The sequence below is a fragment of the Lysobacter sp. DMC104 genome (assembly GCF_056313665.1).
In genome coordinates this window covers 65,238-80,698 of record NZ_JBQUZW010000003.1, presented here as the reverse complement: position 1 = coordinate 80,698, position 15,461 = coordinate 65,238, and the positions used below count along the sequence as shown (strand labels likewise).

The 15,461-nt window shown below is 64.9% G+C and carries 9 protein-coding genes; 7 read left to right on the top strand and 2 right to left on the bottom strand.

Annotation, left to right across the window (positions count from 1 at the left end; genetic code table 11):
• Positions 1-2 precede the first annotated feature (2 nt).
• From ACT53R_RS05245 to ACT53R_RS05215, 7 genes are all read left to right on the top strand, one after another.
• Positions 3-3,248 carry a FlgD immunoglobulin-like domain containing protein gene (locus tag ACT53R_RS05245; RefSeq protein ID WP_476170799.1) on the top strand — a complete coding sequence of 1,082 codons (3,246 nt, stop codon included), beginning with the start codon at positions 3-5 and terminating at the stop codon, positions 3,246-3,248.
• A 43-nt stretch (positions 3,249-3,291) separates the two neighbouring features.
• A complete protein-coding gene (locus ACT53R_RS05240; protein WP_476170798.1) occupies positions 3,292-4,161 on the top strand; it encodes a TolB family protein in 870 nt (289 codons plus the stop codon).
• The gene (locus ACT53R_RS05235; RefSeq protein ID WP_476170797.1) at positions 4,158-5,339 is read left to right on the top strand and encodes a FlgD immunoglobulin-like domain containing protein; all 1,182 of its coding nucleotides are present in this window, start codon (positions 4,158-4,160) and stop codon (positions 5,337-5,339) included. Before ACT53R_RS05240 ends, ACT53R_RS05235 begins: the two co-directional genes overlap by 4 nt.
• A 3-nt stretch (positions 5,340-5,342) precedes the next feature.
• On the top strand, positions 5,343-10,304 hold the full coding sequence (locus ACT53R_RS05230; RefSeq protein ID WP_476170796.1) for a polymorphic toxin-type HINT domain-containing protein: 4,962 nt from the start codon (positions 5,343-5,345) through the stop codon (positions 10,302-10,304).
• A gap of 11 nt (positions 10,305-10,315) precedes the next feature.
• The gene (locus tag ACT53R_RS05225; RefSeq protein WP_476170795.1) at positions 10,316-10,672 is read left to right on the top strand and encodes a hypothetical protein; all 357 of its coding nucleotides are present in this window, start codon (positions 10,316-10,318) and stop codon (positions 10,670-10,672) included.
• A 190-nt stretch (positions 10,673-10,862) separates the two neighbouring features.
• Complete coding sequence (locus ACT53R_RS05220; protein ID WP_476170794.1) at positions 10,863-11,363, top strand: hypothetical protein; 501 nt, start codon at positions 10,863-10,865, stop codon at positions 11,361-11,363.
• Between the two features lie 337 nt (positions 11,364-11,700).
• Entirely contained in the window at positions 11,701-13,677 is a 1,977-nt protein-coding gene (locus ACT53R_RS05215; RefSeq protein ID WP_476170793.1) for a peptidyl-prolyl cis-trans isomerase, read from the top strand.
• A gap of 98 nt (positions 13,678-13,775) precedes the next feature.
• On the opposite strand, the gene ACT53R_RS05210 is transcribed toward ACT53R_RS05215, so the two are convergent.
• Positions 13,776-14,561, bottom strand: coding sequence for an enoyl-ACP reductase FabI (locus ACT53R_RS05210; RefSeq protein ID WP_476170792.1), 786 nt, complete (start codon positions 14,559-14,561; stop codon positions 13,776-13,778).
• A 94-nt stretch (positions 14,562-14,655) separates the two neighbouring features.
• On the bottom strand, positions 14,656-15,441 hold the full coding sequence (gloB, locus tag ACT53R_RS05205; RefSeq protein ID WP_476170791.1) for a hydroxyacylglutathione hydrolase: 786 nt from the start codon (positions 15,439-15,441) through the stop codon (positions 14,656-14,658).
• Between the last annotated feature and the right edge of the window lie 20 nt (positions 15,442-15,461).

Here is a 15,461-nt window from a genome sequence, read left to right as displayed (position 1 = left end):
CAATGCCCGTTTCCGCCTTCGCTTCCCTTCGTGCCGTGCTCCGGGCCAGGCCGTGGCCGGGCGTCGCGGTCGTCATCTCGACCCTGTTCCTGCTCGCCGGGCTGGTCGTCGTGCCCGCAAGCCAGGGCGCCGAGGATGACCTGCAGCTCTATCCGCTGGCATCGTCGAACTTCGGCCGCGTGCTGCGCGTGTCGGGCATCGCGAACCCGGGGCAGGCGGTGCGGATCGAGGCGAACGGCCAGATCGTGGCGCGCACGGTCGCCAACGAGAGCGGCGACTTCGCGGTCGCATTCACGCCGGTGCGCGGGATGAACACGATCCAGGCCGTCGAGGACGGCCGTTTCCATCCGGCGCACTCGGCGGCGTTCCGCGTGCGGCAGGATGCACCACGGATTCTCGACCGGCGGAACGCCGCGTCGAGCGCCGCGAATGCGACGGCCTCGACCCATCGCGACATCGTCACGAAAGCCACGCTGGCGGCGCCGGTCATCACGACGCCGCCGGCGACGACCACGGCCAATCCGATCACGCTCAGCGGCACGGCGCCGGCGAACAGCACCGTCAATTTCTACGTCAACGGGCGTTACACCCGCGCGGTGACCGCCACGGCCGGCGGCACGTTCTCGACCTGGGTGCCGCTGGAAGACAGCCTCAACAGCGTCTATGCCGTTGCGACCAGCGGCCCCGACACGAGCCCGGCCTCGAACACGGTGCAGACGACCTACACCAACTCGATCGCGCGCACCTATGCCGCCGGCACCATCTCGGTGCCGACGGTGTGGACCGCGGGCAGTGCGCCGACCTACACGATCAACGGCACCCAGACCATCAGCAGCACGGGCGCGCTGTGGATCCAGCCGGGCGTCACGGTCAACGTGTCGGGCAGCTACAAGCTGCTGGCCAATGGCGGCGAGATCGCGATCCGCGGCACATCGGCCGCGCGGGTGACGCTGCGTCCGAGTACGGCGCTATGCACGACGACGACCGTGCGCAGGAACGACTGGCTGGGGCTCGAAGCCAATGGCGGCGGCAGCACCCTTTCGGTTGAGTATGCCGATGCGCTGTGCGCCGGGGATGCGTTGTACTTCAATGGCGGGACGGGGTCGGTCCGCAATTCGCGCTTGCTCAGTGGCCAGCGTGGCGTGCATACCATCGCCGCGAGCGCCGCGACCCTGATTGCACCGCTCGTCGCCGGGGGCAATGAGATCAGCGGGAACGACACCGGCCTGCGCATCGAGCAGAACAGCCGGCCGATCGTGTCAGGGGGCAACACGATCGCCGGCAATCTCTACGGCATCTACGCGAACGGCAATTCGCCCACCAACCCTGATCCCGCCCAGAATCCGGTCCCGACGATCAACGGCAACAGTCTCTACGGCAATACGACGAACAACATCCGAGTGGTCAATTTCGGCAGTTCGGGCAGCACGATCGTCGATGCGAAGGGCAACTGGTGGGGCACGACCGATCCGGCGTCGATCGCGCCGACGATCTACGATCACAAGTACGGCGTCAGTTCGCCCTACGTCGATTTCACCGATTTCCTCAATGCTGCGGGGGGCAACCCGGTTCCCGTCGGCAACACGATCGTCGGGCCGATCACGGCCACCGGCACCTTGCCGGCAGGCGACTATCTGGCCCTCAACGACATCAGCGTCGCGAGCGGCGTGACCTGGACGCTGTCGCCGGGTACGACGATTCGCATGACGCCAGGCCGCAGTGTGTTCGTTTCCGGAAACCTGTCGGCTGCGGGCAGTTCGGGCCAGCGGATCCATTTCACGTCCGCAGCGCAATATCCAGTCAAGGGCGACTGGGCGGGCATCCAGGTGCAGGCAGGGGCGGCCGCTGCCCTCGATCGGGTACGTGTCGAGTATGCCGACAAGGGCGTCTACTTCAACGCCGGCCAAGGCAACGTGATGCGCTCGCTGGTCCGGTTCTGCAATACCGGGATTTATGTCGGCGCCGGCAGCAATCCGACGATCAATCTCGGCAACGAGATCTCGCACAACGACTATGGCATCGAGGTCCGCGGCAACAACATCGCTGCAAACAATCCGCAGCCGGTGGTCAACGGCAACAGCCTGTTCGCGAACGCAACCTACAATTACTACACGGGGAGTTTCGCAACGCCCAAGCCGACGCTCGACGCGACCGGCAATTGGTGGGGCGTGACCACCGGTACGGCGGTCGCGGCGACGATCTACACGGCAGGTACGTCTTCGACCACGGTCAATTCCAGTGGATTCCTGCTCGCCGAACCGGTGCCGCAGGCCATGTTGCTCACGGGATTCTTGATGAGTGCCCAGCATGTCAAGCCGCTGATCACGGCTGAGCTGGCGCAGGGAGCGTTCACGATCAACCGATCCGGATCGGTGACGTACCGCGTGGTCCGCGACAGCGATGGCATCGTTGTCCGGACATGGAGTCAGGCGTATTCCGCGCCTGGTCAGTACACTTTCAGCTGGGATGGCAAGGACGACCTCGGGGTTGCCGTGGCGGGGGGGCTGCATCGTGTCGTCGTCACGGCCACCGACGGACTCGATCCATTCGTCTACGACGTTGCGATGCCGACGACGACGCTCGTTCCTTCAGGCACGCTGACAGCGGGCTTCAATCCGTACCTCAACGAGTTCTACAAGGTCCAGCTGACCTATTCCCAGCCGTCGCTCGGTGCGTTCACGATCACGCCGCAGGGCGGACAGCCGTTCTACCTCTTCCAGGGGCGCTATTTCCCGGCCGGAGCAAACTGGATCTACTGGGATGGTCGCGACAGCAGCGGTGCGCTGCTGCAGGCGCCATCGACTTCGTTCGCCACCGACGCCACCCTGATGCGTGCGAACGGCGTGTTCGTGTCCACGCCGATGGTGACCATCACCGGCACCGGCAGCGCGCCGAACATCGAAGTGAAAGCGGATCCCTACCTCGTCGCCCATAGCCTGGACCAGGTCTCCAGCATCATCTACCGTCTCGATGCAGATGCCCTCGTGCGGGTGACGATGCTGCCGCCCGGTGTCTACGATCCGGCCAGTCCGTCGGCCATCGTGCTGGTGGACAACCAGGCGCGGTCGGCACGCGACGGCGGAGGCAATCCCATCGATCACACGGTCTTGTGGCGGGGATTCAGCGACAGCGATCCGAACGGGATTCTGGTCGCCACCGATGGCGCGTACACCTTCGCGATCGAAGCGACCTTGCCCGCGACCGGTCAGAAGACCGTGTATCGCGGCGTTCTCAACATCGTGCAGTGACCGGGGAAGACAACGCATGCGATGTGCCGGATCCCCACGTTTGATGCCCGTATGCGTTCTGCTGGCGGTGGCATCGTGGCTGGCCGGTTGCCAGTCCGCCGCACCCGACACGCCGATCGCATTCCTGTCCCCCGGCGACGGTGTCTGGCAGGCATGCCTGTTCGAGCCGGCTGCCACGCAACCCCGATGCCTGACCCATCTTTCCGAGGATGTGGTGCGTCTGTCCTGGTATCCGAATGGACGCGACCTGCTGCTGAACCTGCAGAACGGCCGCCTCATGAAGCTGGATACCCGCAGCGGCGCCATCACGCCCATTCGGTTTCCGGTTGACGGTGTCGTCGATGCAGCGATCAGTCCCGACGGGCACCAGATCGCCTATTCGGTCAGTCTGGTCGACAGTGGTGACCGCAACGACATCTGGACCTTCGACCTGACCACCGGCACGCCGAGCAAGCGCACCACCATGCCCGGACTGCAGCACAACCCCGTCTGGAGTGCAGACGGCAAGGCGCTGTATTTCCTGTCCGGGGGCGGGCCGCAGGCGCACGATATCTGGCGCCTGGACCTTGCGAGCGGCAACCGCGAGCAACTGACGGTCGGCACGCGGTATCACTTCGATCCGGCCGTACGTGGTGACGGCATGCTCGCGTATTCGGGCAATGCCGGAGGCGACTACGACCTGTGGCTTCAGCCGTCCGGTGGAAAGCCGGAGGCGCTGACGCATGATCCTGCGCTCGATGCGCAACCCACGTGGTCGCCTTCCGGCCAATCGCTGGTGTTCGCGTCCACGCGGGAAGGCGATGTCGACCAGCTCTGGCGCTACGACCTGTCCAGCAAGCGATTCACGCGACTGACGCAACTGCCGGGCGGTGCCCGCATGCCGCAATGGGCACCCACGGGGGAAGATCGATGAGCGTCATGTGTTCTTCACGCCGTCTGCTTGTCGCCGTGGCGGGGTCCGTTGTCCTGCTGGCGACGGCCTGCCATCGCCAGGATGACCTGACAGCGACGGCTGAGGCAAAGCCTTCGGTTGCGATCACGCAGGTCCGTGTGGATCGCATGGCGTTCGATCCAGGCAAGCAGGAGCAGGCCCGGATCCGGTTCAACGTGAATGAGCCATCCGACGTGAAACTGTCGATCTACGATGGTCGTGACCGGATGGTGTCGCAGCAATCGGCACGGGCGCAATCGGCTGGCGAACAGGTGCTGGCCTGGGATGGCCGCGACCGCAACGGAGCGATCGTCCCGGCAGAGGCCTACAGTTACATCCTCACGGCCAGCAACCCGAAGGGGCGTTCGACCTACGATCTGACCGACCTGACAGGCGGACAAAAGCTGCAGGTGAAGGATGTGCGCTGGGATCCGGATGCCGGGGTCATCCGTTACTACATCGACAAGCCTGCGCGCGTGAACATCCGTCTGGGGCTGGAGGATGGCGGCCCCTACCTTCGCACCCTGATCGATTGGGTACCTCGGCCGGCGGGAACGCACGCGGAAGCCTGGGATGGCAAGGATGCGTCCGGAGTCCTCGATCTGGCTCGACACCCGCTGCTCAAGCCGGTGGTCACGGCGTACGCGCTGTCCGACAACACGCTGTTCGTTGGCGCACCGCCGGACCGCCTGCAGTTCGTGGCCGATCCGGCAGCGTCGCAGCGGCGCGAGCACATCGCGAGGCTGCCGGCCAAGGAGGTCGCCAACCGCGCGCAGCAACCGCTGGAGACGCGTGGCGACATCTCGGCCCTTCTCACTCTCGCAGGCCATTTCCCGCAGGACAAGGACGGGCGATGGCTCGTGAGCGGTCGTGTGCCCTTCCGTGCCGATGTCGCCAAGGAGGACCGACAGCGCGTCATGCAACGTCGGTTCGAGGCGGCGTACTACGTCGATGGCGTGTTCACCTACGAGAACGAGTTGGGCTATCTGCCGATGACCTGGACCTGGGATGCCAGCCAGCTCAATCCGGGCGAGCACTTCGTCACCCTCAATATCCGCGGCTACGAAGGCAACTTCGGGACCGCGACCGTCAAGGTGCTGGTGCAGCCGGCATCGGACGCACCTGCATCGCATCCTGGCCGGTCGGCCAAAGGGAAGTGACCCATGCCGTTCATGATCACGAAGTCGGAATCCGGCGCCAGGCATGACGCTGTCGGGCGCGCCCGGGGGCGCCGGATGCAACGCTGGCCGGGCGTGGTGCTGGGCCTGCTGCTCTCCCTGGCGTCTTTCGGCGTCGTGGGGCCGGTGCGTGCCGACGGCATCGGCGGCACCGTCACCCCCGGTGGACAGCCGACCGGTCCCGACAATCGGCCCTGCAGCAGCGAGGGCTGCTGCAAGGGCAACGCCCAGGGGGCCAACGGCACCGCCGTGGGCAAGCCGGTATCGACTTACGACGGCAGTGAGGTCATGCAGTTCACCGACCTCACGGTCGGCACGCATTTCCCAATCAGCTTCGGGCGCCGCTACGACAGCCGTTCCGAGTACGACAGTGCGGTCGGCTACGGCTGGTCGCACACTTACGACAAGCGCGTGTTCGAGTATCCGGACGGGTCGATCGTGCTCCGCACCGCGTGTGGCAGCCGCAGTCGATACGTCTACTCGGGTGGTGCCTATGTCTCGCCCGTGGATGGCGCGACGGGACAACTGGTGTCGACCGGCGTGGGCGGTTTCGAGTTCCGCTTCCGTGATGGCGCCCGGGACGTCTACGACTCGCGCGGCTATCTCGTGCTCCGCGTCGCCGCGGACGGTTGGCAGCAGGAATTGATCTACGACCAGCGGAACAGGCTGCCGTTGATCGGCACCTCGAAGCGTGGCGTCGATCCGAACAAGCCGATGCTGGTGGCCTACCAGCCGCGATTGACGCGGATCGTCCAGCGCACCCAGAGCGGCACCGCGACAGGCTACGCACTGGACCTTTACTACGACGAGACCACCGGCAGGCTGACGAAGATCGTCGCCGACGACGGACGCGAGATCGACTACGCCCACGACGTGTTCAGCGGTGCGACTCGCGGCAACTTGACCGCAGTCACGGGCTTGGGTGACCTGGACCAGACGTTTGGGTATGCCGATACGAACGACCAGCACAACGTCACTTCGATCACGCTCGGAACCGGTGCCGCCGCGGTCGTCAACACCTACGACACTCTGGACCGGGTGACGATGCAGGTGCAGGGTGCCTCGAAACTGGAATTCGGGTATCCGGCGACCAATACGACAACGATCAAGGAGACGGTCATCGGCCGTACGGGCGGCAACGTCGTGCGCACGACCACCCATATCTTCAATCCGGGCGGCTCCTTGAACAAGGAAGTCGATGCCCAGGGCAACGAGATTCGGTACACCTACGACGGCAATGGTGATCAGACCCGCACCGAATTGTGGGAGAAGCAGAGCAACGGTACGTTGGCGTTGCTCAAGGCGGTGGACAGCACCTACAACGGTCAATCCCAGAAGCTGACCGAGAGCGTGACGCTGGATACCGGTGAGGTCATCACCAGCACGATGACCTACAACAACGGCTGGCTGGCGAGTCGGCAGACGGTCTCCAGTACCAGCCCGCAGATATTCAAGGTCGAGTACGGCTTCCTGCTTGCGCAGACCAAACCGGCGGCGATCAACCAGGTGCGGATGCGCAAGGATGACGGCACCTATGCGACGACGAACCTGACCTACTGCAGCGGCATCGACGTTTCCGACCCGAATGCCCTCTGTCCGGACAAACGGCTGATCAAGCAGGTCGACGGCCCGCGCACGGACGTGAATGACATCGTCACGATCCGTTACTACGCCACGACCGATACCAGCGGCTGTGGCACATCGACCGGCAACTGCTACCACCTCGGCGACCGCAAGGAGATCGAGAACGCACTGGGACAGAAGATCGAGTTCCTGCGGTACGACGGCGCCGGACGAGCGACGAAGATCCGCGACGCCAATGGCGTGGTCGCGGAGCTGGTCTACCACCCGCGCGGCTGGCTGCTGCAGCAGATCGTGCGTGGTCCCGACGATGCGGTGACGACCGACGACCAGATCACCACCAACACCTTCGATGCCCGCGGCAACCTGACTCATCTGGTCACGCCGGATGGCCGCTATGCTGATTTGACCTGGAACGACCGCGACTGGTTGCTGACGGCGCGGGACCAGGACGGCAACGAGCTGCGTTACACCTACGATTCGTCGGGCAACCGGCTCACCGACAAGGCATACACCTCCGCGAACGTGCTCAAGCGCACGGAGTCGATGGAACTGGACGTGCTCGATCGGGTGACCAAGGTCATCGGGTCGTTGTCGGCGATCAACACGCAGATGGCCTACGACGCGGCCGGTCGGCAGACCAAGGTCACCGATGCGAACGCCGTGCAGGGCACCGCGACGTATGACGATCTGGATCGCCTGATCGCGACCGTTTCCGACAGCACGGCGGGCGGCATCCTGTCCACGACGGGCATGGCCTACGATGCGGTGGGCAACCTGCGCGGCGTCGTCGATCCGAAGGGTCTGGCCACCACCTACGTCTACGATGCGTTGAGCCGGCTCACGCAGCAGAACAGCCCGGACAGCGGGACGACGAACTACACCTGGGACGACGCCGGCAATCTCAAGACGAAGACCGACGCGCGCAGCATCACCGCGACCTATGCCTACGATGCTCTGAATCGACCGGTGTCGGTGACGTATCCGACGGCAGCGGAGAACGTGAGCTACGCCTACGATGCGGTCAACGCCGTCTGCACAAGCGGAGAGACGTTCGCGGTGGGCCATCTGACGAAGATGACCGACCAGAGCGGCACGACCGAGTATTGCTACGACCGGTTCGGCAACCTGGCCCGCAAGGTGCAGACGACCGGTGGTGTCGCGCACGTCGTGCGCTACGCCTACACCGCAAGCAACACGTTGGCGAGCACGACGTACCCGGACGGGACGCTGGTGGACTACGTGCGGGACAACGAGAACCGGGTGAAGGAAGTCGGGGTCACGCTTTCGGGCGGCGCCCGGCAGGTGCTGGTGAAGAACGCGGCGTACCTGCCCGCAGGCCCGGCGAGCAGCTGGCAGTACGGCAACAACCGGACGCTGACACGCAACTACGACCAGAACTACCGGGCGACGACGGTGTACGACTCGGGCCCGAATACCAGCACCACGGCCTCGGGGCAGCTGGATGACGGTCTGAACATCGGCTACGTCTACGACAACGCCAGCTACCTGAAGGAGGTACGGGCGGAGAGCCTGAGCTCGACCACGACGCGGGCGAAGTTCGACTACGACGCGCTGGGTCGCCTGCTGGACCGCAAGAACAGCGGGAACGTGATCCAGGAGAGCTACACCTACGATGGTACCGGCAACCGGTTGTCGGCCACGGTGGGCACGACGACGACCAGCTACACCTATCCGGCAACGAACCACCGGCTGACCCAAGTCGGCGCCACGGTACGTGGCTACGACGTCGTGGGCAATCTGACGGCAATCGGCGGGACGGCAAGGGAGTACGGTTACAACGACGCCAACCGGATGAGCCTGGCGAAGGCCGGCGGCGTGCTGCAGGCGACGTACCTCTACAACGGGTTCGGCGAGCAGGTGCAGCGGCAGACCAGTGTCACGACGCGGTTCGTGTACGACGAGGCGGGCAACCTGCTGGGCCAGTACGACAACACCGGCGCACCGATCCAGGAATACATCTGGATGGAGGGCGTGCCGGTCGGCGTGCTGAACGGGACGACGCTGCGCTACGTGGAGGCGGACCAACTGGGCACGCCGCGCGCCGTGGTGGACCCGACGCAGCAGAAGGCGGTCTGGCGCTGGGACGAGAGCGGCGAGGGCTTCGGCAACGGCGCGCCGAACACGGACCCGGATGGCGATGGCACGCAGTTCGTGTTCGACCTGCGATTCCCGGGGCAGCGGTACGACGCGGCGAGCGGGTTGTACTACAACCGCATGCGGGACTACGACCCGAGCGTGGGGCGGTACACGCAGAGTGATCCGATCGGGCTCGCCGGCGGCCTCAGTACCTATGCCTATGTGCTCGGGAACCCCACGGGCCTGACGGATCCTTCCGGCAACTTCGTGTTCCTGATTCCCGTCGCGTTCGCGATCTGGGAGGTGATCGACCTTTCGTTGACGGCATACGACATCTACAACACGGTCCAGACATTCAAGAATCCCTGCGCGACGGACAGCGAGAAGTGGACGGCGGTCGCGTTGACCCTGGCCGGTGTCGCCTTGCCCATCGGCGGCTTGACGGTCATCCCGAAAATCGCGAGCAAACTCAAGATCGGCGAACGCTTTGCCAAGGTCTTGAAGCGCATCCCATGCAGGAACAGCTTCGACGAAGACACCTTGGTACAGACCGACAAGGGCATGGTCCGGATTGCAGATGTCCGCGTGGGCGACAAGGTATTGGCGCGCAACGAGTTGACGGGGGAGGAGAGTTACCAGACCGTCACGGCGACCATGGTCGAATGGCACGACACGACGCTGACGATCGAGCTGTGGCGCGCGGACGACAGCGAAGAGATCGTCACCACCGACGAACATCCGTTCTACGTCGTGGGCAAGGGATTCACCCGCGCAGTGGACCTCGCGCTCGGCGACATCGTCCAGCTATCGGGCGGCGGGATCTCGGTCGTCGGCATCGTCAAGCGCAACTTCAAGGGGCAGTTGGCGTACAACCTGAGCGTTGCCAATGATCACACCTACTTCGTGGGGCAGAGCCATGCGTGGGTGCATAATTCGGAGTGTGGCTCGGGACTGTTTTCTGGGAAAAACTTTGATGCCAATGTGCGTACAGTGCGAGATGCCATTGGAAAAGGAAACAATATAACCGTGTCGACGCAGCGCGAGGCGGAGGAGATTCTCGCAAGGGCTCGACCGGAAATCCCATGGCAAGAGACATATGGCCCTAAAGTGAAGGTTGGTGCGGAGGTCCATCCTGTCGATGGTAGTGGTAATGCGCCGGGGTTTGATTATGAGCTGCCGCATATAAAGTGGCGGGATTGGACCGCTGGCAAGGGGGGCGGGGCTGAGGGTCACATCTATTTCGAGTCGGTTAACGGGCAGTGGTAGGGAGGTGAATGATGTTGGGAAAAGAGATTTGCAGTGAAAATAAAGAGGTGTTGTTGTCAAGGCTTATTGCCAGACTTGAAGGCCGCATCAATCGTTTTTTCGTCGAGTCTGTCCCGCTTTCTTGCAGGATTTTGGGCGTCCATTTTGAAAAAATATCGATGGATTGGTACGGGCGCGACGAAAGTGTGTTTGTCTATTTTGAAAACAACGAAATATTGGTGATTGCTCCTTGGTCCGAGGTTTTTGAATTCTTCTCGAATCGAGAACCATGGGAGGATTATGACGCTTGCATTTTCAACTCAAATATTGATCGATGTGTTGCAGTCACACATAACGATGAGGTCAAGTTGGTTGATCTGGGTGGGTGAAGAGTGAAATTCGGGTGATTGCCCGGCGTCTGGTTGTTGGCAGCGCGATGGCGAGCATGTTGGGACTGGTTGTGGTTGCCACGAGTTTTTTTGGGTAATTCCTAAGCAAGCCGGACCAAATCTGAGAGGATTTGGCCATGAAACGATGCCGCCCTTGCCTGGTCCGCTGTCTGGGCGGCCGAAGGCATGTTTGAAGGCCAGGGGTGTTTACGTGGTTGCTGAGTCGATGGTGTCCAATACGGATTGGGCTTCGCTCGCTTGCGCGAGCGGAACTGCATTCGACGTTGATATTGAGTCCAGACTGCTTGGGATTCTTTCTTCTGAAAACAAGGAGGAGATATGGGCGAACTACATGCATGTCGAAAGCGAGGTTGTATCGCAGCGAAACCTCACGGGCTCTGCGCCTCGAGTTCTCGAGATCGCCTTCGCCTCTTTCTTGTCTCGTCGTGGTTCGGGTTGTCGGGCGATGATGTATAACCTGATTTACGAGATCGCCAGGGCAAGCGAGGGTGCGGAAACGCTGATCGGCGAGGGTGCCGAGATATACCTCCAGTGCTGGCGGCGAGTTAATGAGGGGCTTTGGATCATGGTCAGGGAGATGGTCGCTGGGGATGATGGCGCAGCGGATATCGTCGAGGTGGTCAATCCCCGGCTCTACGAGGAAGTCAGGGCGTCCTTGGCCAAGGCATGACGCGCGCCTCGTGGTGCCACATGCGGGCAACGTCCGTTGGATGAAACTCCGGTTTTTGGCTGCGCGGTCGAGTCTTTCCCCGTCTGGCCTCTTGGTGCAGGCGCGGTGATCGCCATGTCAATGCTTCACCCGGGTAGGCCGGCAGCCCGCCCCGCCCGGCAATCAGGGGCGGCGATTCCCGGGCGTCCGCGGAGCATGTCGAGCGCAATCGGGTGGTTCCGCCGGCGACCAAGGGCAAATCCGGGCCGGCCGTCGCTTTCCGGGGGCTCCCCGGGCCCATGCCGGGACCGCCCGCAGCCGTTACACTAGGCAGTCCTCCTACCGGCTCCGCTCGACAATGCTGCAGGCCCTTCGCGAAAAATCCTCCGGCTGGATCGCCACCGTCATCCTCGGGCTCCTGATCATCCCGTTCGCGTTCTTCGGCGTGGAGCAGTACCTCGTCCAGCGCAACGACACCTTCGCCGCCCGGATCCAGTCGCCGCCGTCCTGGTGGCCCGGTGCCCCCGACTGGTGGGTCGTGCGCAAGCTGGTCTGGCAGACCGACGACATCGGCCCGGACGAGTTCCGCGATCGCTTCGAACAGGTTCGCCAGCAGCAGCGTGCGGCCGAGGGCGATGCGTTCGATCCCCGCGCCTTCGAGAGCGTCGACAACAAGCACCGCATCCTCGATGCGCTGATCGACCAGCGCGTCATGCGCATGGCCGCACAGCGTGACGGCCTCGTCATCGGCGATGCGCAACTGCGCGATGCGATCCAGGCAATCCCCGATTTCCAGGTCGACGGCAAGTTCGATGCGAAGCGCTACCGCATGCTGCTGAGCACGCTGAACCCGCCGCAGACGCCGCTGCAGTTCCAGCAGACCTACCGCGACTCCCTGCGTGATCGCCTGCTGGCCACGCGCCTGTCGGAGTCGGCCTTCGTCACGGCGAGCGAAGGGCAGCGGCTGATCACGCTGCTGGGCGAGAAGCGCGACGTGACGTTCGCGCTGTTGCCGACGCCGGCCCCCGACGTGGCGCCGGTGACCGCTGCCGAGATCGCCGCGTGGTACAAGGCGCATCCGTCGGACTTCCGCACCCCGGAGCAGGTCACGATCGAATACGTGGACGTCGACGGTGCGGCGTTGCCGTCGGCTCCGCCGGCCGACGAGAAGACGTTGCGCACGCGCTATGAGCAGGAAAAGTCGCGGTTCGTCGAGCCGGAGCAGCGCCTGACCTCGCACATCCTGATCAAGGTCGACGCCAAGGCCGATGCGGCCGCGCAGAAGGCGGCCGAGGCCAGGATCCGCGACCTGCTGAAGCAACTGCGGGCCGGCGGCGATTTCGCCACCCTGGCGCGCCAGAACTCCGAGGACGCCACCAGGGACGCCGGCGGCGACCTGGGCTGGATCCAGAAGAACGGGCAGATGGTGAAGCCGTTCGAGGACGCGGTGTTCGCGACCGCGGCCGGCAGCATTTCCGAGCCGGTGAAGACAGAATTCGGCTGGCACCTGGTCCAGGTCCGCGAGATCAAGCCCAGCCACGGCAAGAGCTTCGAAGAGGCGCGGCCGGAACTGGAACGTCTCGTTGCCGAGTCCGAGCGCGAGCGCGCCTACAACGATCTTGCCGGCCGCCTGTCGGACGAAGTGCTGAAGAATCCGACCTCGCTGACGTCGGTGGCGAAGATCGTCAACCTGCCCGTGCAGCGGCTCGGTCCGTTCGCGCGTGGCCGGGGCACCGGCATCGCCACCAATCCGGCGGTGCTGCGCTACGTGTTCTCCGAGGAGTCCAAGGAGCGCGGCCAGACCAGCGACCCGATCGAGATCGCGCCGAACCACAGCGTGGTCGTCCGCGTGGTCCAGCACACGCCGGAACAGGTGCAGCCGCTCGACAAGGTCGGCGCCCAGGTCGCCGCCGCGGTGCGTGCCGATCGCGCGAACAAGGCCGCCGAGGCGGAAGCCGAAGCCGCACTGGCCCGCCTGAAGAAGGGCGAAACGCTGGTCGCGGTCGCCACCGAGAAGCATTGGCAGGTGACGCCGGTGCCGGGCGTGCCGCGCAATGCGCCGGTGCCCGACGCGCAGGCGAGTGCGGCCTATTTCGCGGTGCCGCCGCCGACCGACAACAAGCCGTCGGTGGGCAAGGTGCGGGCCGCGGACGGCCGCTGGATCGTGTTCGCCGTGACCGGCATCGGCCATGCCGACGAGAACGAGATCAAGCCCGAGCAGCGCGTCGGCTTCCTCAATGCACAGGCGTCGCGCGTCGGCGATGAGGACGCGGTCGCTGCCGGCAAGGCCGAGCGCAAGCGCATGAAGATCACCATCGCCGAGGATCGGCTCTGAGCCTGCCTGACCTCCGCTGACCGATCACGAAAAAGCCCGGCCATGGCCGGGCTTTTTCGTGGAGCCGGCGGTCGTCGCGAAGTGACCGCCGTTGCGCCTTACTCGATCCCGGTCATGCCGAGGATGTTGTAGCCGGCGTCCACGTAGGTGATTTCGCCGGTCACGCCGGAGGCGAGGTCGGAACTGAGGAACGCGGCGACGTTGCCCACGTCCTCGATGGTGACCGTGCGGCGCAGCGGGGCGTTCTGCTCGACGTGGCCGAGGATCTTGCGGAAGCCGGCGATGCCCGCGGCGGCGAGCGTCTTGATCGGGCCGGCGGAGATCGCGTTGACACGGATGCCTTCGGGGCCGAGGTTGCAGGCGAGATAGCGGACGTTCGCCTCCAGGCTGGCCTTGGCGACGCCCATCAGGTTGTAGCCGCTGAGCACGCGCTCGGCGCCGAGGTAGGTGAGGGTGAGGATCGATCCGTTGCGGCCGGCCATCATCGGGCGCGCGGCTTTCGCCATCGCCGCCAGCGAATACGACGAGATGTCGTGGGCGATCGCGAAGTTCTCGCGGGTCAGGCCGTCGAGGTACTGGCCGCTGATCGCTTCGCGCGGGGCGAAGGCGATGGCGTGGATGAGGATGTCGAAACCGTCCCAGTGCTGGCCGAGTGATTCGAAGCAGGCGGCGATCTGGGCGTCGTCGGCGACGTCCAGCGGCAGCACGATGTTCGAACCGTACTCGGCCGCGGCGCTCTCGACGCGCGATTTCAGCTTGTCGTTCTGGTAGGTGAAGGCCAGTTCGGCACCTTCCCGGTGCATGGCCTCGGCAATGCCGGTGGCGATCGAACGCTCGCTGGCGATGCCGGTGATGAGCGCGCGTTTGCCTTGCAGGAAACCCATGGGCGATCTCGTCCGTCGTCGGGGGGCGGCTAGTGTGCCATGCGTCCCCGACCGTGGGCGCCCGTATGGTTCGGGTTCCACGCCGGCGCTCCGCTCAGCCCCGGAATGTGTCCTTCCAGGCGCGCAGGGCGGCGAAGGTCTCCAGTCGGTCCGCGGGCGCGTGGCCCAGTCGGACGGCGATCGCGTCGCGCACGTACGAGGTGTCGCAGCGCAGGAACGGGTTGGTAGCGCGTTCCTGCGCGATCGTGGACGGCAGCGTGCTCGCATCCGCGGCGCGCAGCGCGCGCACCGCGTCCGCTCGGGCGCGCAGGGCCGGATTCTCCGGATCCACCGCCAGCGCGAAGGCGGCGTTCGACGCGGTGTATTCGTGGGCGCAGCAGACGCGGGTGTCGCCCGGCAGTGTCGCGAGGCGATCGAGCGAAGCCAGCATCTGCGCCGGCGTGCCTTCGAACAGCCGCCCGCAGCCGAGGCTGAACAGGGTGTCGCCGCAGAACAGCAGGCCGCCGTCGGCGTCGCCGGGCGCCGCGCAGACGTAGGCCACGTGGCTGCGGGTGTGGCCGGGAACGGCCAGCGTGTCGAACGTCAGCCCCAGCGCCTCGACGCGGTCGCCGTCGGCCACGCGTGCGGTCGCAATGTCGATCCGGGCGTCGTCGGGCGCATGGATCGCGAGCGACGGCCAGCGTTCGAGCAGCGCCGGCAGGCCACCGATGTGGTCGCCGTGGTGGTGGGTGATCAGCACCGCGACAGGGCGCAGGCCGGCGTCGGCGGCGGCGAGGATCGGCCCGGCGTCGCCGGGATCGACCACCACCGCGGCACCGTCGTCGCCGGCCAGCGCCCAGAGATAGTTGTCGTCGAAGGCGGGCAGGGCAACGAGGCGCATGGGCGGTCCGGCGGATGGCT

Coding starts and splice junctions, on each gene's coding strand:
- gloB (WP_476170791.1), bottom strand. CDS start 15,441: ATGCGCCTCGTTGCCCTGCCCGCCTTCGACGACAACTATCTCTGGGCG.
- ACT53R_RS05210 (WP_476170792.1), bottom strand. CDS start 14,561: ATGGGTTTCCTGCAAGGCAAACGCGCGCTCATCACCGGCATCGCCAGC.
- ACT53R_RS05225 (WP_476170795.1), top strand. CDS start 10,316: ATGTTGGGAAAAGAGATTTGCAGTGAAAATAAAGAGGTGTTGTTGTCA.
- ACT53R_RS05235 (WP_476170797.1), top strand. CDS start 4,158: ATGAGCGTCATGTGTTCTTCACGCCGTCTGCTTGTCGCCGTGGCGGGG.
- ACT53R_RS05230 (WP_476170796.1), top strand. CDS start 5,343: ATGCCGTTCATGATCACGAAGTCGGAATCCGGCGCCAGGCATGACGCT.
- ACT53R_RS05245 (WP_476170799.1), top strand. CDS start 3: ATGCCCGTTTCCGCCTTCGCTTCCCTTCGTGCCGTGCTCCGGGCCAGG.
- ACT53R_RS05215 (WP_476170793.1), top strand. CDS start 11,701: ATGCTGCAGGCCCTTCGCGAAAAATCCTCCGGCTGGATCGCCACCGTC.
- ACT53R_RS05240 (WP_476170798.1), top strand. CDS start 3,292: ATGCCCGTATGCGTTCTGCTGGCGGTGGCATCGTGGCTGGCCGGTTGC.